Source organism: Leucobacter tardus (assembly GCF_017583045.1).
GTDB lineage: Bacteria > Actinomycetota > Actinomycetes > Actinomycetales > Microbacteriaceae > Leucobacter > Leucobacter tardus.
In genome coordinates this window covers 813,729-833,034 of record NZ_JAGFBF010000005.1, presented here as the reverse complement: position 1 = coordinate 833,034, position 19,306 = coordinate 813,729, and the positions used below count along the sequence as shown (strand labels likewise).

Annotated in this window: 16 protein-coding genes; 13 read left to right on the top strand and 3 right to left on the bottom strand. The window is 67.5% G+C overall.

Going from position 1 to position 19,306, the window contains the following annotated elements:
- The first annotated feature begins 3 nt into the window (after window positions 1-3).
- The 9 genes from J4H85_RS10825 (at window position 4) to J4H85_RS10785 (ending at window position 9,626) form a co-directional block, all read left to right on the top strand.
- Window positions 4-1,392, top strand: coding sequence for a M16 family metallopeptidase (locus J4H85_RS10825; protein WP_208239493.1), 1,389 nt, complete (start codon window positions 4-6; stop codon window positions 1,390-1,392).
- 9 nt (window positions 1,393-1,401) lie between these two features.
- Window positions 1,402-2,175, top strand: a complete 774-nt coding sequence (dapB, locus tag J4H85_RS10820; RefSeq protein ID WP_208239490.1) for a 4-hydroxy-tetrahydrodipicolinate reductase — start codon at window positions 1,402-1,404, stop codon at window positions 2,173-2,175.
- Window positions 2,172-2,648, top strand: a complete 477-nt coding sequence (locus tag J4H85_RS10815) for a hypothetical protein (protein WP_208239489.1) — start codon at window positions 2,172-2,174, stop codon at window positions 2,646-2,648. The genes dapB and J4H85_RS10815 overlap by 4 nt, the downstream gene beginning before the upstream one ends.
- A 121-nt stretch (window positions 2,649-2,769) precedes the next feature.
- On the top strand, window positions 2,770-4,365 hold the full coding sequence (locus J4H85_RS10810; protein ID WP_208239487.1) for an APC family permease: 1,596 nt from the start codon (window positions 2,770-2,772) through the stop codon (window positions 4,363-4,365).
- A 47-nt stretch (window positions 4,366-4,412) separates the two neighbouring features.
- On the top strand, window positions 4,413-5,222 hold the full coding sequence (locus J4H85_RS10805) for a thymidylate synthase (RefSeq protein ID WP_208239485.1): 810 nt from the start codon (window positions 4,413-4,415) through the stop codon (window positions 5,220-5,222).
- A 79-nt stretch (window positions 5,223-5,301) separates the two neighbouring features.
- Entirely contained in the window at window positions 5,302-5,883 is a 582-nt protein-coding gene (locus J4H85_RS10800; protein WP_208240447.1) for a dihydrofolate reductase, read from the top strand.
- A gap of 19 nt (window positions 5,884-5,902) precedes the next feature.
- Window positions 5,903-6,880, top strand: a complete 978-nt coding sequence (dapA, locus tag J4H85_RS10795; protein ID WP_208239483.1) for a 4-hydroxy-tetrahydrodipicolinate synthase — start codon at window positions 5,903-5,905, stop codon at window positions 6,878-6,880.
- An 18-nt stretch (window positions 6,881-6,898) separates the two neighbouring features.
- A complete protein-coding gene (locus tag J4H85_RS10790) occupies window positions 6,899-8,575 on the top strand; it encodes a ribonuclease J (RefSeq protein ID WP_307863620.1) in 1,677 nt (558 codons plus the stop codon).
- A 10-nt stretch (window positions 8,576-8,585) separates the two neighbouring features.
- Window positions 8,586-9,626, top strand: coding sequence for a lipid II:glycine glycyltransferase FemX (locus J4H85_RS10785; RefSeq protein WP_208239481.1), 1,041 nt, complete (start codon window positions 8,586-8,588; stop codon window positions 9,624-9,626).
- A gap of 37 nt (window positions 9,627-9,663) precedes the next feature.
- On the opposite strand, the gene J4H85_RS10780 is transcribed toward J4H85_RS10785, so the two are convergent.
- The 3 genes from J4H85_RS10780 to murJ all read right to left on the bottom strand — a co-directional run bounded on the left by J4H85_RS10780 (window position 9,664) and on the right by murJ (window position 13,472).
- Complete coding sequence (locus J4H85_RS10780) at window positions 9,664-10,614, bottom strand: lipid II:glycine glycyltransferase FemX (RefSeq protein ID WP_208239479.1); 951 nt, start codon at window positions 10,612-10,614, stop codon at window positions 9,664-9,666.
- A gap of 49 nt (window positions 10,615-10,663) precedes the next feature.
- On the bottom strand, window positions 10,664-11,767 hold the full coding sequence (locus J4H85_RS10775) for a lipid II:glycine glycyltransferase FemX (RefSeq protein ID WP_208239477.1): 1,104 nt from the start codon (window positions 11,765-11,767) through the stop codon (window positions 10,664-10,666).
- A gap of 82 nt (window positions 11,768-11,849) precedes the next feature.
- Window positions 11,850-13,472 carry a murein biosynthesis integral membrane protein MurJ gene (gene murJ / locus J4H85_RS10770; protein ID WP_208239475.1) on the bottom strand — a complete coding sequence of 541 codons (1,623 nt, stop codon included), beginning with the start codon at window positions 13,470-13,472 and terminating at the stop codon, window positions 11,850-11,852.
- A 224-nt stretch (window positions 13,473-13,696) separates the two neighbouring features.
- Between murJ and J4H85_RS10765 the strand changes: the two genes are divergently transcribed.
- The 4 genes from J4H85_RS10765 to J4H85_RS10750 all read left to right on the top strand — a co-directional run bounded on the left by J4H85_RS10765 (window position 13,697) and on the right by J4H85_RS10750 (window position 19,277).
- On the top strand, window positions 13,697-15,091 hold the full coding sequence (locus J4H85_RS10765) for a peptidoglycan DD-metalloendopeptidase family protein (protein ID WP_208239473.1): 1,395 nt from the start codon (window positions 13,697-13,699) through the stop codon (window positions 15,089-15,091).
- A gap of 102 nt (window positions 15,092-15,193) precedes the next feature.
- Window positions 15,194-18,136 carry an FtsK/SpoIIIE family DNA translocase gene (locus J4H85_RS10760; protein ID WP_208239471.1) on the top strand — a complete coding sequence of 981 codons (2,943 nt, stop codon included), beginning with the start codon at window positions 15,194-15,196 and terminating at the stop codon, window positions 18,134-18,136.
- Entirely contained in the window at window positions 18,129-18,710 is a 582-nt protein-coding gene (gene pgsA, locus J4H85_RS10755) for a CDP-diacylglycerol--glycerol-3-phosphate 3-phosphatidyltransferase (RefSeq protein WP_208239469.1), read from the top strand. The genes J4H85_RS10760 and pgsA overlap by 8 nt, the downstream gene beginning before the upstream one ends.
- A gap of 9 nt (window positions 18,711-18,719) precedes the next feature.
- Window positions 18,720-19,277 carry a CinA family protein gene (locus J4H85_RS10750; protein ID WP_208239467.1) on the top strand — a complete coding sequence of 186 codons (558 nt, stop codon included), beginning with the start codon at window positions 18,720-18,722 and terminating at the stop codon, window positions 19,275-19,277.
- Window positions 19,278-19,306 lie beyond the last annotated feature (29 nt).

Genomic DNA, 19,306 nt, shown 5'->3' with positions numbered 1-19,306 from the left:
GGGATGCGTGAGCCGATTCCGTTCCCCCTCGACCAGCCCGCCCTCGACATCGATCTCGGCGGCACGCGCGTGCGGCGCACGGTGCACCCGAGCGGACTGCGAGTGCTGACGGAGTACATGCCCGGCGTTCGCAGTGCATCGGTCGGGTTCTGGGTGGGGGTCGGGTCCCGCGACGAGCAGTCCGAGAACGACGCGGCACGAGGAAGTCTCGGATCGACGCACTTCCTGGAGCATCTGCTGTTCAAGGGCACGCCGACGCGCGACGCCTACGCGATTGCGACCAGCTTCGACCGCGTCGGTGCCGAGAGCAACGCGATGACGGCGAAAGAGTACACCTGCTATCACGCGAAGGCTCGAGACGTCGATCTCGAGGGGGCGGTCGAGGTGCTCGCCGACATGGTGACGAACTCGGTGCTCGATCAGGGCGAGTTCGAGAACGAGCGCGAGGTGATCCTCGAAGAGTTGGCGATGGCTGCCGATGACCTCGCCGATGTCGCGAGTGAGCGCTTCTTCGAAGCGGCACTGGGGGAGCACCCCCTGGGGCGCCCGATCGGCGGCACCCCGGAGACCATCCGCGCGGCACGGCGCGACGACGTGAACGAGCACTACGCGCACCAGTACGATCCGTCGACGCTCGTGGTCACCGCGGCCGGAGCCGTCGATCATGATCGTCTCGTCGAGCTCGTGCTGCGCGCGCTCGCGGCGAGCGGAGATCCGCGCTGGTCCATCGAAGCGGATCGTGTGCCCGTGCGCCGCAGTGCGTCCCCCGACGCGGGTGCGGAGTCGACCGCGGCGCCGGAGGCCGTCGCGACGCCGCACGCTACTCCGCACGTCGACATCACGGAGAAGCCGAGCGAGCAGGTGAACGTGATCGTCGGAACGACCGGTCTCCGCGCCGGCGACCCCCGCCGCTTCGCCCTGGGCCTCATGAACTCAGTGCTGGGCGGGGGCATGTCGAGCCGGTTGTTCCAGGAGATCCGGGAGAAGCGGGGGCTCGCCTACACGGCGTACTCGTTCGGAGCGAGCTACTCGGACGCCGGACTCTTCGGCATGTATGCGGGGACCGCGCCGCAGAAGGCCGCTGAAGTCGTGGAGCTCGCCCGCACCGAGCTGGCGAAGATCGCCGACGCGGGGATCACGGCAGACGAGCGGGAGCGCGCGCTCGGCCAGATCGCCGGCTCGTCGGCGCTCGCGCTCGAGGACTCGGACACCCGCATGGGGCGGCTCGGGCGCTCGGAGCTCGGCACCGGCGAGTTGTACGACCTCGATACGTCGCTCGAGCGGTTCCACGCGGTGAGCGATGCCGACGTGCGCGACATCGCCGCCGTGCTCCATCGGCAGCCGGCCACCATCGTCGCCGTCGGCGAGGTCTCGCGCTCCACGCTCCGGTAACCTGGACGCATGCCCACGCGCGTTGCTGTTTCCGGTGCCACCGGTCGTCTCGGTTCCCTCGTCTGCGAGGTGGTGGACGCGGATCCCGAGCTCGATCTGATCGCGCGCCTGTCGAGCCGCAGCGACCCTGAGGAGGGCGCCTCCGCCGACATCCTGGTCGATGTGAGTCACCCCGAGGCCAGTGCCGACATCGTCTCGCGCGCGCTCGATCGCGGACAGCGAGTGATCGTCGGCACGAGCGGGTGGTCGGCCGATCGACTGGACTGGTTGACCGGTCGCGTCGCTGAGGCCGAAGGCGCGGTGATCGTCGTCCCGAACTTCTCGTTGGGCTCGGTGATCGGCACCGCGCTGGCGCAGTTCACTGCCCCGTATTTCGACGCGGTCGAGATCATCGAGGCGCACCACCCGCAGAAAGTGGATTCGCCCTCCGGTACCGCGGTGCGCACCGCCGAACTCATCGCGGAGGCTCGCGCGGGGCGCCCGATCGACGCGCCCTTCGCCGAGCAGGCCGCGCGCGGGGAGTCGGTCGCCGGGGTGTCCGTGCACAGTCTGAGACTGGCGGGCGTCGTCGCGAAGCAGGAGGTGCGGTTCGGCGGCCCCGGCGAGGTGCTCACCATCACGCACGACACCCACTCGAACGATGCGTACCGCGCGGGGATCCGGGCGGCGCTCGGCGCTGTCAGCGGGGTGTCGGGGCTGGTGGTCGGGCTCGACCGTGTGCTCGGGATCGCGACTCCCGCACGTGACGTCCAGGACGACTCGTCGGACGGTGCGTCCGCATGAGCCCTCGGACGCGTGCGGTCGCCGGGGTGATGTTCCTGTCAGCGGTGCTCGCGGTGTACTTCGTGTTCGTGGGCGTGCGGGCGGTCGCGCTGCTCGGGTCGGGCACGCTCATCGCGGTGCTCATGGGGATCGCGCTCCTGATCCTGCCCCTCATCGGCGTGTGGGCGCTCGTGCGAGAGCTGCGGTTCGGCTTCGCCGCGAATCGTCTCGCCGGGATGCTCGAGTCCTCCGATCGCATGCCGGAGGAAGAAGTGGATACGCGCCCTTCAGGACGTCCCGTCCGTGAGCAGGCCGACGCCATCTTTCCGAAGTATCGCGACGCCGTGGAGGCCCGCCCGGACTCGTGGGTGGACTGGATGCGACTCGGAGTGGTCTACGACGCCTGCGGGGATCGGAAGCGGGCGCGCGCCGCAATTCGTGAGGCCATCGCCCGCGAGCGCACGGCCGGGCGTGAAGAATCTTCGGGCGAATAGCGGTTCTCGCAGCGGAGGTCTACACTTTTCCAGGCACACACGGTCGGGGCCCGGATGACCCCGTGCAGTCCCGGTGTCGGCAGGTCGCGAGCGCAGTGGTGCGCGAGAAAGCACGGATGTCATGAGCAAGTACGATTTGAACGCCGATCCGGCGACGCGCACCCTCGACTCGGTGACGGGGATCAGCAAGAAGGGTCTTCCCTCCGGCACGGTCGGCGTGCTCGGTGCACTCGTGATCGGCTTGTCGACCTGTGCGCCGGCGTACACGCTGACGGCGGCGGTGGGTCCGGCCGCGAGTGAGGTCGGGTATCAGACCCCCGCCATCTTCTTGATGGGGTTCATCCCGATGCTGCTCGTCGCGCTCGGATATCGCGCACTGAACAGCGCGATGCCCGACTCCGGCACCTCGTTCACATGGGCGACCCGTGCGTTCGGCCCCTGGATCGGGTGGATGGCGGGGTGGGGCTTGATCGCGGCGACGGTCCTCGTGCTGTCGAACCTGGCCGGCATCGCCGTCGAGTTCCTCTTCCAATCGATCAGCATCGTGCTCGACGATCCCTCGATCGCCGAGATCGCTGGCAACCGTTTCATCAACATCGTGGTCTGCATCGCGTTCATGGCGATCGCCACGTTCATCTCGTACCGCGGCATGACGTCGACGAAGATCTTCCAGTACATCACCGTGCTCTTCCAGATGGCGGTACTCGTCTGGTTCATCGTCGCGATGTTCGTCGGCGCGGGCGACCCGGCGAACACGGCGGGCCGCCTGCCCGAACTCTCCTGGTTCAATCCGCTTGAGGTCGACAGTTTCAGTGCCTTCGCCGCGGGTATCGCGGTCTCCATCTTCGTGTACTGGGGCTGGGACACCGTGCTGACGATGGGCGAGGAGACGAAGCCGTCGAAGGGCAAGCTGTCCACGGAGAGCAAGGCGGCGATGATCCTCATCGCGATCCTGGTGGTGCTGTACGTCGGAACGGCTGCCGCAACGGTCAGCTTCGCCGGTCTGGGCGATACCGGGACGGGGCTCAATAACTCCGCCATCGCCGAGAACGTCTTCGCGGCGCTCGCGCACCCCGTCATGGGTCCGGCTGCGATCCTGCTCTCGCTCGCGATCCTGGTGAGCGCGATGGCGTCGATCAACTCGACGGCGATCTCGCCCGCGCGCACCCTGCTCGCCATGTCGCACTACGGCGCGCTCCCCGCCTCGATCAAGAAGATCCACCCGAAGTACAAGTCGCCGTACCGCGCATTGCTGCTGTCGTCGATCGTGGCCTCGGTCTTCTACGCCGTCATGCGCTTCATCAGCGAGGACGTACTGTGGGACACCATCACCGCGCTCGGCATGATGGTGTGCTTCTACTACGGGATCACGGCGCTCGCGAGTCCCTGGTACTTCCGGAAGGCGGCGGTTCGCGAGGGGATCGGCGCGATCGTGTCGAAGGTCGTGCTGCCCGGCATCGGCGGCGTGCTGCTGCTGGTGGTGTTCGTGCAGACGACGATCGACAGCATGGATCCGGCATTCGGATCGGGCAGCAGCATCGGCGGCGTCGGCCTCGTCGGCGTCATCGGCGTGGTCGTGCTCGGCCTCGGCGTCGTGCTCATGATCCTGCAGTCGCGGGTGTCGCGCGAGTTCTTCGGCGGTCGCGTGCTCGCGCGGACCGAGGCGACATCGGACACCTCCGCGCTCGAGCTGTTCGACGACGGACTGGGTTCCTGATCGCAGCGGTGCGACCCGGTGTCGGACCCCGGCGGTAGACTGAGCGGGTGACTGAGACGCTGATCCCGACCCCGTACGAAGACCTGTTGCGCGAGATCCTGGAGACGGGAACGCCGAAGGGGGACCGGACGGGGACCGGGACGCGCAGTGTCTTCGGTCGGCAGATCCGATTCGACCTCGCCGAGTCGTTTCCGCTGATCACCACGAAGCGGGTGCACTTCAAGTCGGTCGCGGTCGAGCTGCTCTGGTTCCTGCGCGGGGAGGGCAACACCGCGTTCCTGAAAGAGCACGGCGTCACTATCTGGGACGAGTGGGAGAACGAGCAGGGCGACCTCGGTCCGGTCTACGGCGTGCAATGGCGGTCGTGGCCGACGCCGGACGGTCAGCACATCGACCAGATCGCTCGCGTGCTCGACGACATCCGCAGCACCCCCGATTCGCGACGCCTCATCGTCTCCGCCTGGAACGTCGGCGACCTCGATGCGATGGCGCTCATGCCGTGCCACGCCTTCTTCCAGTTCTACGTCGCCGACGGCAAGCTCTCGTGCCAGCTGTACCAGCGCTCGGCCGACATGTTCCTCGGCGTGCCCTTCAACATCGCGTCGTACGCTCTGCTCACGCTGATGGTGGCCCAGCAGACCGGCCTCGAACCGGGCGAGTTCATCTGGACGGGCGGGGACTGCCACATCTACGACAACCACGTCGAGCAGGTGCGCACGCAGCTCGCGCGCGACCCGTACCCGGCCCCGCAGATCAAGATCGCCGAGCGCGATTCGATCTTCGACTACGAGCTCGGCGACTTCACGGTCGAGAACTACCAGCACCACCCGGGCATCAAGGCCCCGGTCGCGGTGTGAGACGAACGGGAGCAGCAGCGTGACCACGAGCGACGAACTGCGCGATGATCTACAGCCCCGCATCGGAGCGGGCGTCGGTATGATCTGGGCCGAGGCGCGCGGTGGCGCGATCGGTCGCGGCGGCGAGATGCCCTGGCACCTGCCCGAAGATCTCGCGCACTTCAAGGAGCAGACCTGGGGTGCCCCGGTGATCATGGGAAGGCGCACGTGGGAGTCGCTGCCCGAGCGCTTCCGACCCCTTCCGGGTCGCGAGAACGTCGTCGTGACGAGCGACGACCACTACGACGCGCGCGGAGCAGTACGCGTGGCGTCGCTCGAAGCGGCGCTCGACCGCACCCGCGGTACGGTTCAGGCGGAGCGCGCCGAGCACCTCGAGCAGCTCGCCGCAGCAGACGGTGCCGCGTGCCAGAGTCCGGGCGAATGGCCCGAGGTCGGCGTGTGGATCATCGGCGGCGGCACGCTCTACCGGGCCGCGCTCGATCTCGCCACCGATGTGGTCATCACCCGCATCGATCTCGACGTGCCCGACGCCGACACGTACGCGCCCGAGATCGGGGCCGACTGGGAATGCACCCGAAGCGACGGGCCGCACACGTCCCGCACCGGTCTCGATTACCGATTCGAGTGGTATCGCCGTCGTTCGGAGAACCGCGACGACTAACGTCCGGTACCCTGTTATGGTGACGAACGCAGAGAATCCTTTCGGGCAGGTCCTCGTCGCTCTCGTGACCCCGTTCCACGCCGATGGCGAGGTCGACTGGGAAGCCACGGAGCGGCACATCGACGGCTGCATCCAGAGCGGAGCAGACGGCATCGTGGTGACCGGAACCACCGGTGAGACCTCGACGTTGACCGATCCCGAGAAGATCAAGCTCGTCGAGGTCGCGAAGTCGGTGTCCGGCGGCCGTGCGAAGATCATCACCGGCGGCGGCTCGAACGAGACGGCGCACGCCATCGAGCTGTACCAGGCGAGCGAAAAAGCCGGGGCCGACGGCGTCATGATCGTGACTCCGTACTACAACAAGCCGACGCAGGCGGGGTTGCTCACCCACTTCCGTCTGGTCGCCGATGCGACGGATCTGCCGGTGATCCTGTACGACATCCCCGGTCGCACGGGCGTTCCCATCACGTACGAGACGATCCTTCGGCTCGCGAAGCACCCGAACATCCTCGCGGTGAAGGACGCGAAGGGCGACTTCAGTGAGGTGAGCCGTGTGCTCAACCAGACCGACCTCATGTACTTCTCCGGGGACGACGCGAACGTCCTGCCCCACCTCTCGATCGGTGCGAGCGGACTCATCGGCGTTACCGCGAACATCGCGCCGGCGCCGTACCGTCGCATCATCGATGCGGTCAATGCCGGAGACCTGACGGCCGCGCGTGACGAGCATCAGCGGCTCGAGCCGCTCGTGCGCGCCGTGATGACCCACGTACCCGGAACGGTGGCGGCGAAGTACATTCTGCACGGTCTCGGATACATCAACAGTCCCCGCGTGCGTTTGCCGCTCGTGGGGCCGGAAGAGTGGGAAGCCGCTCTCATCGAAGACGAACTGGCGCTCGTGGGGGACATCCCCGGCGTCGAACTGACGAATTTCCGGCCCGACCGCAACGCGGCGGCCGGAGGTGCGCTGCCGAAAATCGCGGGCACCACACGCTAATACAACCCAGGAGGCCCAGTGCCGAACCCCCCTTACGCTCCTCCCGCCGCGCAGCCTGACACGCTGCGCATCACCCCGCTCGGCGGGCTGGGCGAGGTCGGTCGTAACATGACCGTGTACGAGATCAATGGCAAGTTGCTCATCGTCGACTGCGGTGTGCTTTTCCCCGAGGAGCACCAACCGGGCGTCGACCTGATCCTGCCCGACATCTCGAAGATCGAGGATCGCCTCGGCGACATCGTCGCCGTGGTGCTCACCCACGGACACGAGGACCACATCGGCGCCGTGCCCTATCTGCTGAAGCGACGCGAGAACATCCCGCTGATCGGCTCGAAGCTCACGCTCGCACTCGTCGAGGCGAAGCTGAAGGAGCACCGCATCAAGCCGGTCACCCAGGTGGTCGCCGAGGATGAACGCCTGTCACGGGGGCCGTTCGACCTAGAATTCGTCGCGGTGAACCACTCGATCCCCGATGCGCTCGCGGTCATGATCCGCACGGCGGCCGGCAGCGTGCTCGCAACCGGCGACTTCAAAATGGATCAGCTGCCGCTCGACGGGCGCATCACCGATCTTCGCGCGTTCGCCCGCCTCGGTGAAGAGGGCGTCGACCTCTTCATGACTGACTCCACGAACGCCGAGGTGCCGGGCTTCACACCGCTCGAGAAGCACATCGGGCCAGTGCTCGAGCAGGTCATCGAGAAGGCCTCGGGCAAGGTCGTCGTCGCCAGTTTCTCGAGCCATGTGCACCGCGTGCAGCAGGTGCTCGACGCCGCGGTCCAAGCGGGTCGCCGCGTCGTGCTGCTCGGGCGCTCGATGGTGCGCAACATGAAGATCGCCTCCGACCTCGGTTACCTGAATGTGCCCGAGGGTGTGCTGGTCGATCTCAAGAAGAGCGGCGACATTCCCGACCACCGCATCGTGTACATGTCCACGGGTTCGCAGGGCGAGCCGATGGCCGTGCTCAGCCGCATGATGAATCAGGAGCACCAGGTCGAGATCGGTGAGGGCGACACCGTCATCCTCGCGTCGAGCCTCATCCCCGGAAACGAGAACTCGGTGTTCCGCATCATCAATGGGCTCATGAAGCTCGGTGCCAATGTGGTGCACAAGGGCAACGCGAAGGTGCACGTCTCCGGACACGCGTCCGCGGGCGAGCTCATGTACTGCTACAACATCGTGCGTCCGAAGAACGTCATGCCGATCCACGGCGAGTACCGTCACCTCATCGCGAACGGGAAGGTCGCGATCGAGACGGGCGTGCCGCAGAACCGTACGATCATCGGTGAGAACGGCACCGTCGTCGACCTCGCGGACGGCGTCGCCAGGGCCGTCGGTCAACTCGAGATCGACTTCATCTACGTCGACGGCAAGAGCGTCGGCCGCGTGACCGACGACGACCTCCGCGACCGGCGCGTGCTCGCGGAAGAGGGATTCATCTCGGTGGTCACCGTTGTCGAGCCCACCACGGCACACATCGTGTCGGGCCCCGATATCCACACCAAGGGTGTGGCAGAGGAGGCGCGCGTCTTCGACTCGATCACGCCCAAGATCGCGGATGCGCTCGAGACTGCGATGAGCGAGGGCGTGCACGATGCGAAGCAGTTGCAGCAGATCACGCGACGCACCATCGGCCGCTGGGTCGGCACCAAACTGCGGCGGAAGGCGATGATCGTTCCCGTGGTCGTGGTGGTGTAACGTGCCCCGGTTGCGTTTCGCGAGCGCGGACGAGATCGCGCACTGGAATGAGAGCGTCGAGCAGCTGCCTGGCGGAGGAGAGGTCTGGCAGAGCCGGGAGTACGGTCAGGTCAAACGCTTCCAGCGGTACCGTCCGCTCTACGTCGTCGGGCCCGACTTCCCGCCCACACTGGTGCTGGAGAAGACGATCCCGGTCCTCGGCCGCCTCTGGTACGTCCCGGGCGGCCCGACGGCAGACGGTGTCGCGACCACCCTGGAGGCCGCACGAAAGCTCGGCGAATTCGCGCGGATCAACGGTGTCTTCCTCCTGAAGATCGAGCCGCGCCTCGACAAGGATCCCGGGACGCTCGATCGGTTCCGTGCAGCGGGCTTCGGACCCGCCGTGCGAGTACTGCCGAACGAATCGACGATCCTGCTCGACATCTCGGGTGACGAAGCCGATGTGATGTCGCGGTTCTCGGGGAGCACCCGTACGAAGATCCGGAAGGCGGACAAGCTCGGGTTCGAGGTGCGCCGCGTCGAGACGACCGACGAGCACTGCCGCATCATGTACGACCTGCTCGCCGAGACGGGGGAGGGGCGCTTCGAGCTCCGTCCCTACGCCTACTACCGAGACTTCTGGCGCACATTCGCCGGAGCCGGGCGGGGGCAGCTGTTCCTCGGGTACGCGGACGGTGTTCCGGTAGCCGGCATGTTCGCCACCGTCTTCGGAACGACCAGCGGGTACAAAGACGGCGCGTCGACGCGCTCGGGATCGCTGCCGAACGGAGCGATGTACCGCATGCAGTGGGAGCTGATCCTCTGGGGGCGGGAGCACGGTGCCGAGGTGCACGACCTCATTGGATCGCCGCCGAGCGACCGCCTCGACGACCCGGAGCATCCGCTCCACGGGGTCGGACAGTACAAGCTGCGCCTCTCGAAGCAGGTCACCGATTACATCGGCGTGCTCGACCTGCCGCTGCGTTCGCGGTATGCGCAGATCTGGAAGCGTCTGGGTGACCCGATCGCCCGGCGCTGGGCGCTCGGTGTGCGGAAAGACGTCTTCTACTGAGTGAGGGTTCGCCGTGCGCTCGCGCGGCGAACCCCTGCTACACCCGCCCGCCGACGACCGTGCGCGCGAGCGAGTAGATCGCGTAGCTCAACGGACGGACGGGCAGCTCCCATGCGCCCGAGAACGCGATCTGCTCGCCACCGAATGAACGCTTGAAGTCGCTGAAGCCCGACCACGCGTGATCGGTCACGTCTGCGGGCACGACGCCGTAGAGGTCGAATTCGCGGCGACCCTGCTCGTGCGCCTGCTGCATCATGGTCGTCACGAGGACGACGCCGGGCGAGAGCTTGCGGTGCGCCGTGTTCGCGGCGGCGTGGGCGTAATAGCGGCGCTCCTCGTCGTCGAAGACCAGGGACGCCGCGATCGGCTGTTCTTCGCCCTCGAGGTCGACGAGGTAGATGGTGGCGTCGCCCGATGGGACGAGTGTGCGCGCCTGCTGCCGCAGGTACTCGTCGGCGTGCGCGTGCATGCCGGTGCGGTCGGAGACGTCCCGGAGCAGGCGCAAGAGGTGCTCGATGTCCTCCGGGTCGGCGCTCGCGCGGATCGCGAGACCCTTCTTCGCGGCGTTCCGGTGCAGGTTGCGGTTCGTCTTCCGCATCTCGCCGAGCACGTCATCGAACGGACGGTCGAGTCGCACGCGTTGGGTGTACTCGGGCTGCACGCGCGCGACACGCCGGAGCCCGGAGGCCTCGAGTGTCGCGGGAGCGAGTGCCGGCTGCGCACCCTCGGGGATATCGCGGAGCATCGGTTCGACGCGCACGAAAGCGGCACCGAGTCGCTGAGCCTCGCTCCGCAGAGCCGATAGCGCCGCGGGCAGCGCGTCAGCCCGGTCGAGCTGGGGGCCGTACGGCGCGTACAGACGCGAATTCAGTTTGCCGCGCTCCAGGATCGCCTGCGCGCTCCAGCCGTCGCCGTCGAGCGCCACGACGGTTCGTCCGAGGTCTCGTTGCAACCGAGCCCAGGCCTGGCTCTGGAGGAAATGTCCCATATTCTGTCGTCGCCTCTCGATGCGGGTGCGGTGTGCGGACGCGGCAGTGCTAGAAGAGTCCGAGGTCGCGGTACCGTCTGCGGTGCAGGCGCTGCGCGATCGGAAGCCCGTATCGCTGCCAGCGTCGGAACGCGGACGGACGCAGCACGAGGTCGTACGCTCCGATGTACTCGGTCACCTCGCGAGCGAAGGAGAGCTTGAAGGGGGCGAGCGAGTGGTTCGGGTGGTCGGGATCGTCGAGCCGATCCTTCGGCGGCACCCCGAGCATGTCGTAGGTCTTCGCACCCGCGTCGCGGGCCTGCCGCATCAGATGCCACTGCATCAGATTGGACATTCCCGGGGTCACCCTGGGGCGCTCGGATCCACCGTCCTTGTAGAAGGCGCGGTCGCCGATGCGGATCGTGTACGCCATGACCGCGGGGGTGCCATCGACCTCGATCGCCGCGAACGATCCCTGACCGCGCGACGAGAAGCCGCGCCAGAACCGTTCGGCGTAGTCCTCGGAGCGCAGGTTCAGATCTTGCTTGTTGCCGCCGCCGACGAGACGCATGAGCCGGTGCATGTGCGTGAAAGTGTCTGGTGTCGCCGGCATCTCGACGACGCGGATCCCGTCGCGCTCGGCCCTCCGGATCATGTTGCGGCACTTCTTGTGGAAGCTCGCCATGAGCGCGTCGTCGTCGCGGTCGATGTCGACGATGGCCGTGCTCGTATTGCCCTGCAGGCCCTCACGCCAGCGCGCGTCCATCGGTGCGAGTGAGTACGGACCGCGCGCGAGGGCATCCCGGTGCTCGGATGAGTGCTCGATCGGGGGCTCGATCGTGATCGCGAAGACCCGCCGCGCTCCCGCTCGCGCGAACGTGGTCAGTGCCGCGGCGTGCGCGTGCGTCTCCTCGGGCGACGTCACTGCCGGACCGTGCGGGAGGTACCAGTAGGTGCCCACGGTCGCGATGCGCCGCTCGAGCACGAGCGCGACGGAGACGATCCGCTCGTCACGGGTGAAGACGACGTGCCGCGGGGTCCACCCGACCGCTGCCTTCGTGTCGGCGAACGCCTCGGCGAGCACGAAGTCGCCGCCGGCGGGGTTGGCAGCGACGAGCTCGTCCCACCTGCGCCGTTCGTCGGCCGTGGCGGCGCGAGCCTGCAGACTGCTCATGTGCGGGAGACCCCTCTCGTTCGGTGACGATGACCCAGTGTAGTGCGTGGAGCGAGCGTGTTCCGGTCCGGTCCGATACGGTTCAGCGCCCCCCGGGGAGCATGCCGCGCAGGCGACCGAGAATCGAGACCGCCTCGCGGTTGCGCATGAGCAGCAGCACCGCGCCGTAGACCGCGGCCATGGCGATCGTGACGATCGCGCAGACGAGGAATGCACCGCCGAAGCTCCGCATGGCCAGAGCGTTCGGGCCGATGCCGCCGAGCAGGGTGAGCACGCCCCAGCCGGCCAGCGCGGCCACGATCGCCGAGATGACGTTCTGCACGATCCCTCCGAGGATGCCTCGTCCGCCGAGGATCCCGACCCGGCGCCTCAGCAGGATGAAGGTCGCGGCCATCTGCAGCGCGAAGAGCGCCGAGATCACACCGGTCAGGGTGGCGGTGATCATCTCGGTCGGGAGGGTCGTGCAGAAGATCGCGGCCACGATCGTGAGCATCGACTGACCGACCGCGATGAAGAACGGCGTTCGGGTGTCACTGAGCGCGAAGAATCCGCGGTTCAGCACGAAGAGCAGGCTGAACGGGATCAGGCCGATCAGGTTCGCGATGAGGACGACGGACACCGTGCTGACGACGCCGTACGTCGCGCCCGGTTGGATGAGTCGGATGAGCGGCAGCGCGAGCACGAGCATCGTCGCGGTGAAGAACGTCATCGAGAATCCGACGAGCCGAGCCGAACTCGTGATGTCTGAGGTGAACGCGGAGAAGTTCTCCGCGTGCACGTTCTCGCTCATCCGGGTGAAGCGCGCCGTGACGAGTGAGATCGTGATGATCGAGTGCGGCAGTACGAAGATCAGACCGGCGAGTTCGGCCGCGGCGAGGCCGGCCTCGCCGGATCCGGCGAGATTCATGACGCGGGTGTTGAAGAGCCCGACTGCCTGAGTGAGGAGCACGGTCAGGAAGGTCCATCCCGCGACCTTGCCCATCGTGCCGAGACCGATGCCGCGGAAGCCGAAGTCGATCCGGAAGGTGAGTCCGGCGCGTCGCCAGAACGCGAAGAGGATGAGTGCTTGCGAAGCGACCCCGAGTGTCGCGGATCCGGCGACGAGGGCGATGCCCAGCAGGTCCCATCGCCCGGCACCGGCGAGACCGTCCGGGTCGGCGCCGAAGAGCACCACGAAGCCGATGAGGCCGACGATGTTGAGCACGTTGTTCAGGACGGGGGACCAGGCGTAGGGTCCGAAGAGGCTGCGCGCGTTCAAGACCTCGCCGAGCACCGTGTAGAGCGAGTAGAAGAGGATCTGCGGGAGCAGCCAGAAGGCGAAGACCGTCGCGAGCTGCACCTGATCGGCGTCCCAACTCGAGCCGAGCCAGGCGATGAGCGGGGGAGTGAGCACTCCGGCGACCACCATGATGGCGCCCGAGCCGACGAGAGCGAGGGTGATCAGCTTGTTGATGTACCGGGCGCCTCCGTCAGACGCGAGCGCGGCCTTGGTGATCTGCGGCACGAGCACCGCGGTCAACGCCCCCGTCGCAATGAGGGTGTACACGGTATTCGGCACCTTGCCGGCGTTCGCGAACGCGTTCGCGCCGAAGCCGATCGAGCCGATCGCGTACGCCAGCACCATCGCTCGGACGAGACCAAGCACTCGGGACGTGAGCGTGCCTGATGCGATCCAGAGGCCCGCACGGCTCACGCTACCCGCCATCAGCGACGACTCCTCGTCGGGTGCGTCGGCGACGACTCGAGTCCGGTCATGCGGGCGGCTCCAAGCGGGTGACGGGGCGGGGGAGAGAACGTGGACGAGTCTAACCGTGCCCGCGGATGAATTCAGATCAGAACTGTTCAGCAAGCGTCCAGCCTGCTATCGTGTCAAAGGTATGTGCGGGCTTCGGGGGCCCGCGGGGAAGAACTGAATCGCTGAGGAGGCGCATGTCTGCCACGAAAGCCGCTCGTCGGCGCGGAGGTGCCGTGAGGCGTGGGATCGGAGTGGTCGCGGTGTTCGCCGTGGCCGCGTTCGGGTTCACCGGACTCCAGGTGCAGGATGCGCAGCCGGCACAGGCGCTGGATCTCGATCTGCCCACCTGGGACGACGTGCAGAAGGCCAAGAGCAACGAAGCGTCGGCCGCGAAGAAGGTCACCGAGATCGAGAGTCTGCTCGAAGATCTCGAGGTGCAGGTCGAGAAGACGCGTAATGCCGCAGCAGATGCCCAGGAGGTCGCGGAGGGTGCGGCCCAGGATGCCCTGAAGGCGGCGGACCGCGCGGACTCGCTGGCCGAAGAGGCCGAGAAGAGCCGGGTCGAGGCTGACGAGGCCGCCGAGCAGGCGGCATCGCTCGTTTCGCAGATGTATCGCTCCGGCGGCATCGACCGCAACGTCGAGCTCTTCCTCGAGACCGACGACTCGACGGCCGACCAGCTGCTCGAGCGCCTCGCCTCGATGTCGAAGGCGACGGAGCGCAACACGTCCGTCGCCGACGAGGCCGAGCGGACGATGAATACCGCGGCCTCACTCGGCAAGCAGGCTGAGGACGCGCAGGCCGAGCGCGACCGTCTGAGTGCGGTGGCGCAGGAGAAGAGCGCCGTCGCGGCCGCAGAGGCCGAGGAGTCGCGCGTCGAACTGGTCGAGCAGGAGGCGCAGCAGAAGACGTTGCAGACCCAGCTCGAAGCGCTGAAGGACAAGACGACCAAGACGGTCGACGGGTACGAGGAGCGCCTGCAGAAAGAAGAGGAGGAGCGTCAGCGCATCGCTGCGGAGATCGCTCGTCAGCAGGCGGAACTCGCTCGTCAGGCCGAGCTCGAGCGCCAGCGTCTCGCGAACAGCGGTGGCGGCGGTGGTGGTGGTGGCGTCGTGCCTCCGCCCGCCGGTGGCGGTGGCGGCGGCGGTGGTGGCACCGGCGGCGGTGGTGGCGGCGGCGGCGGCGGCAGCAGCTCCGGCGGCTGGGTGCTTCCTCTGAGCAGCTACCAGGTCACTGATCGGTGGGGCGGTGCGCGTGCCCACAACGGTATCGACCTCGCGGCGCCGATGGGCACCCAGATCCGAGCCGCAGGAGCGGGAACCGTGGTGTTCTCGGGATGGAACACGTTCTGCGGCGGCAACGAGGTGCGCATCCGCCACGACGATGGCGGCCCCGATACGTGGTATTCGCACCAGAACACCGCCCCGTACGTCGGAGTGGGTCAGCGCGTCGGCGCCGGTCAGGTCATCGGACAGGTCGGCACGACTGGATGCTCGACCGGACCGCACCTGCACTTCGCCACCTGGTGGGGCGAGTCGCAGGCGGTGGAGCCGGAGTCGGCGATGGCGGCTCGAGGGCTGTACTTCTGAACCGTGTGAACGACCGCGGCGAGCCCGTGCTGCACCCGTGCAGTTTCAGGCTCGCCGCGGTCGTTCTGCGTCCGCGTCGGGGGTGGGCGGTACCGTAGAGACATGCCGAGTAAGACTTCAGCGCGCGGAAAAACCGGGAAAGCGACCGGGTCGTCGACGCGCGCCACGACGAAGACCTCGGCGAAGACTACGAAGACCCGCGTGCTCCCGGAACCTCCCGAACCGACGGAGGGCGTGCTGACGCGCGCCTGGCTCGGTCTCGGGCACGGCGTCGGTGCAGCGGCTCGAGCGTTTCGCCTCGAACCGTTGGATCCGGCGGATCGCCGCGACGGAATCCCGCTGCTGCTGACCCTCATGGCCATCGCGGGTGCGGTGATCGAGTGGTTCCTCATCGGTCAGCCGATCGCGGTGCAGCTCGATGCGTGGACCTTCGGTGCGCTCTTCGGTCGCCTCGCCTTCGGACTGCCCATCATCATGATCGGCTTCGCGTTCTGGCTCTTCAACAACCCGTCGAGCGTTAGCGACAACCGTCGTATCGCGATCGGCTTGTTCCTCGCGATGCTGAGCATTTCGGGCTTGTGCCATGTCTACGGCGGAACGCCGCAGCCGGCGGACGGTATGGAGACGCTCGCTGCTGCCGGGGGTCTGCTGGGGTGGCTCGTCGGGGCGCCGCTCGTCGCGCTCACGGTCTGGGTTGCGACCCCCGTGCTCTCGTTGCTCCTCGCTCTGGCGCTGCTCATCGTGACCAAGACTCCGCCCGGCCGCATCGCGCGTCGTCTCCGCGAGGCATACGCGTTCCTCTTCGGCGCCGTCGAGGACGAAGAGGCGGATCGCGGCACGACGCCGGAGACGTCCGCAGCGACGCCGAAGTCGAAGCGCGCGAAGCGGAAGAGCGATGAGACGCTCTTCGATCTCGAGGACGAGCCGGTCGAACCGGGCCAGCTGCCCTGGTGGCGCCGTAATGCGTCGGGTCGCGAAGAGGATCCCGACTACGCGGACCAAGGCTCGGACGACGTCGATCGCGTGCTGCCGGGTGCCGAAGCTCCGACCGCCGCGTCCGAGGGCGCGTTCGACAGTGCCCTCGAAGATCCGCAGACGAATGTCTTCCCCGACGATCTCTTCGGCGACATGGAGCAGGCGGAAGCCGCAGTCGCCGGGCGTGCGGCTCGACCCGCGTCGGGTCTGGGCGACGACTCGCTCGAGCAACCCGAGGGCATCCCCGAGACCCCGCCCGAGCACCCGCTCGCTCCGACCGATCGGTCGTTCGCGGTGGCTCCCGCGCACGAGCCGGCGGCACCGGTCGACTATCAGCTGCCCGACGAGTACGAACTGTCCGCGGGCGAGCCGGGCAAGGCGCACACGCGCGCGAACGACGAGATCATGGAAGCGATCACCGAGGTGCTCGCGCAGTTCAAGGTCGACGCATCGGTGACGGGATTCTCGCGAGGCCCGACGGTCACCCAGTACGAGGTCGAGCTCGGCCCCGGGGTGAAGGTCGAGAAGGTGACGCAGCTCTCCAAGAACCTCGCGTACGCGGTGGCGTCGAACGAGATCCGCATCCTGTCACCGATCCCTGGCAGGAAGGCGATCGGTATCGAGATCCCGAACAAGGATCGCGAGAACGTGGCGCTCGGTGATGTCCTGCGCTCGGCCAAGGCGCAGCGCAGCGCGCATCCGATGACGATCGGCGTCGGCAAGGATGTCAAAGGCGGGTTCGTCGTCGCGAACCTGACGAAGATGCCCCACCTGTTGGTCGCCGGTGCCACCGGCTCCGGAAAGTCCAGCTTCATCAACTCGATGATCACGAGTGTGCTCATGCGCGCGACGCCCGCAGAGGTGCGCATGGTGCTCATCGACCCGAAGCGCGTCGAGCTCACCATCTACCAGGGCGTGCCGCACCTGATCACGCCCATCATCACGAACCCCAAGAAGGCCGCCGAAGCGCTGCAGTGGGTCGTGAAAGAGATGGACATGCGCTACGACGATCTCGCGAGCTTCGGGTTCCGTCACATCGACGACTTCAATGAGGCCGTCCGGTCGGGTTCGATCGTGCTGCCGGAAGGCAGTCAGCGCACCCTGAAGCCGTACCCGTACCTGCTCGTGGTCATCGACGAGCTCGCCGATTTGATGCTCGTGGCCCCCCGAGACGTCGAGGACTCCATCCAGCGCATCACGCAGTTGGCCCGTGCCGCCGGTATCCACCTGGTGCTCGCGACCCAGCGGCCCTCGGTGAACGTGGTCACCGGCGTGATCAAGTCGAATGTGCCGAGCCGGTACGCGTTCGCGGTCGCGTCGGGCACGGACTCCAAGGTGATCCTCGACGAAGTCGGTGCCGAGCGCCTGATCGGTCAGGGTGACGGCCTGCTGCTCGTGAACGGCGATTCGACGCCGATGCGCGTGCAGGGCGCCTGGGTTCCGGAAACCGAGATTCATCGCGTCGTCGAGCACGTCAAGTCTCAGGCCATGCCCGAGTACCGCGCAGACGTCGCTCAAGCTGCCGAGAAGAAAGAGATCGACGCCGACATCGGCGACGACCTCGAAGATCTGCTCGCGGCGATCGACCAGGTCGTTACCTCGCAGTTCGGTTCGACCTCCATGCTGCAGCGCAAGCTGCGTGTGGGATTCGCCAAGGCCGGGCGACTCATGGACCTCATGGAGTCGCGCGGTATCGTCGGTCCCTCCGAGGGGTCGAAGGCGCGTGATGTGCTCGTGGCGCCCGAGCAGCTGCCAGAGGTGCTCGCGCGGATCACGGGAGGCGGACCGGAGCCGCAGGCGGCGCCTCCGGTTCCTGCGCCGGCCGCGCAACCGCCGCAGACGACCCTCGCGCAGGTGCCGCCGACCGCTGCGTTCCCCGCGAGCGGGACAGGGTCGTCGGGCGCCGACGGCGAGGCGGTGACCGAGGTGTTGTCGCCGGCAGAGACGCGCGGGCCGACGATGGACCGCGATGATCGGTACGACGACCCGATGGCGCGCGAGCGCGCTGGTCTTGAAGAGGTCGAGGCCGACTCGGATGAGGATGCATGGGGGCTGACCGGACGTGACTGACCCGCAGACTCCCGCGCGCTCGAGCAACTGGAACGCGCCGAATATCATCACTGCGGCGCGCATCGTCGCGACGCCGTTCTTCGTGTGGATGCTCTTGGCCGACGGCGGCGACATGGGCGCGCTGCGGTGGGCCGCGGCAGCGTTCTTCGTGATCGCGATCGCCACCGATGCCTGGGACGGGTACCTGGCGCGTTCGCGGAACCTGGTGACCGACCTCGGAAAGCTGCTCGACCCGATCGCCGATAAGTTCTTGACGGGTGCGGCGTTGGTCGGACTCTCCATCCTCGCGGAACTGCCCTGGTGGGTGACGATCGTCGTCCTCGTCCGCGAACTCGGGGTGACGGTGCATCGACTCTTCGAAGCACGCAGCATCGTTGTCGCCGCAGCGTGGATGGGCAAGCTGAAAACGGTGGCGCAGTCGGTGGCGATCACGCTCGCACTGCTGCCCCTCCCGCAGGTGCTCGGCGAGTGGTTCACCGTGGTGAACGTCGTCACGATGTCCATCGCCGTGGCGCTGACGATCGCGAGCGGAATCGATTACGTGATCAACGCCGTGCGCACGGCGCGCCGGTAGGTGCCGCCGATGCAGGCCACCCGTCTCGTGCAGTTGGCCCGGGCGCGCGGCGGCCGGATCGCGGTAGCCGAATCGCTCACCGGCGGCCGTCTCGCCGATGCGATCGTGTCGGTTCCCGGAGCGTCGATGGCGTTCTCCGGCGGGATCGTCGCCTACGACACGGACCTGAAGCACCGGTTGCTCGGTGTGGACGACGCGCTGCTGCGGCGGGTCGGCCCGGTCGACCCCGAGGTGGCGCGTCAGATGGCGTCGGGCGTGCGGCGAGTGTGCGCCGTGCCCAGGATCGATGAGGCTGGGGGCGGCGGTGCGGAACCGGCGACGCTGCTCGGGATCGCGACTACCGGCGTCGCGGGCCCCGACCCCGACCCCCAGAGCGGTCAGGCGCCGGGTACCGTGTGGATCGGGGTGAGCATCGCGGATCCAGATGCCAAATCTGGTGCACGCGTGTGGGCCGTCCCCGCATCGCACCTGAGCGGGTCCCGCGAAGACATCCGCGCAGCCGCAGTGGGCCAGGCGGTGCGGCTGGCTGAGTGTGCACTGCAGGGCGAATTCCACGAACTTGAGTGACCGTCGCTCAAGTTCAGGGAAGACTCAGG